This is a genomic window from Mesorhizobium sp. M7A.F.Ca.MR.362.00.0.0 (assembly GCF_004023175.1).
Taxonomy (GTDB): Bacteria; Pseudomonadota; Alphaproteobacteria; order Rhizobiales; family Rhizobiaceae; genus Mesorhizobium.
The window spans coordinates 8113-9261 of the sequence record NZ_RZTF01000080.1 but is presented as its reverse complement, the minus strand read 5'-3'; the positions used below and the strand labels follow the sequence as shown (position 1 = coordinate 9261).

General features: G+C 61.4%; 1 protein-coding gene. It reads right to left on the bottom strand.

Features of this window, described 5'->3' with window-relative positions; all coding sequences use genetic code 11:
* Window positions 1-127: 127 nt before the first annotated feature.
* Complete coding sequence (locus tag EOC06_RS13135) at window positions 128-895, bottom strand: glutaredoxin domain-containing protein (protein ID WP_128307957.1); 768 nt, start codon at window positions 893-895, stop codon at window positions 128-130.
* Window positions 896-1149: the final 254 nt, after the last annotated feature.

Here is a 1149-nt window from a genome sequence, read left to right as displayed (position 1 = left end):
CCGGCTCGACGGTATTGCCCGCCCGCCTCGGTTATCCGCTGCCTCGCGCCCGCTCCGAAAAGCAGCGGTCCGACGTAGCCATCAGCTGGCATGGCGGGAGAGGCCGTCGTTGGCAACCGCGGCGGCGCTATTCCCAGAGGGCGACCGGCATCGGCAGACCGTCATAGAGTTTCGCGTCGACAGTCTTGGAGAGAGGAATATCAAAGCCTTCGAGTACCGCCTGCAACTGGCGCGTATGCTGCGCCGAGTGCCAGGTCTGGCGCTCAAGTACCTCCCAGCCCGAACGCACGCCATAATAAGTCCGGACGGTCCATAGGCAGGCGCGGTCCTGCAAGCCATCCCACCAGCCCGTCAGGGTCGCGATCGATGCGTCGGCAAAAGCAAGGATGTCGGCATTGTTCTTCATGTCATCAGGCGCGGGAAGATTGACGTAGTGCGCCCAATCCTCGAATTCTCCCGCGACGTTGCGGACGAACACGTCAGGTATCTGGAAGATGTGATAGGCAAGGCCAAGGACCGTTCGCTCCAGGCGGTTCGGAATGGGATGGTGGCCGAGCTTGTCCATCGGAATCTCCACGATCAGTGATCTCGCTACCGCGAGAAATTCCTGCCAGCGCCGATGGAGCTCTTCAGGCGGCAGTCGCTCGACGCCGTCTCGCTTCCTGCCGACGAACTCGGCGACCTGGTCGAGCGACTGGGCAAAGGTGAACTTCTCGCCGCGCGATACTACAGGCAAAGACTTCGCGCCGAGCTTGGCGAGGTCGGCTGCGCCTTGCTCGTTCTCGAGCAGGTTCACGGATTCGAACGGCACGCCGAGACTGGTCAGGAACTCCTTCGTCTTGACGCAGGCCGAGCATCCAGGCACCCAGAAAACCCTGATCGGATCGGTGTACATGTATAAATCTCCTGCTCTTGAACCGAGAATCTTGAAATCCTTCGACTTGCGTGCGGCGCGGCGGACCACGCGATCCCAGTCGGGATCAGCCGGCAAACTGTAGCGTCCCCGGATTGTCTAAGGCGTCGTGGGCAGCAACTGAAGACGCCATTCGGGAAGGGGGGCATCGTGATCGGCGATGTGCCGGGCCGCGGCATCGTCGGGCACGATGCTTTCCTTCCCGTTTGCGACTTTCGATCATGGAAGCCTGCTTT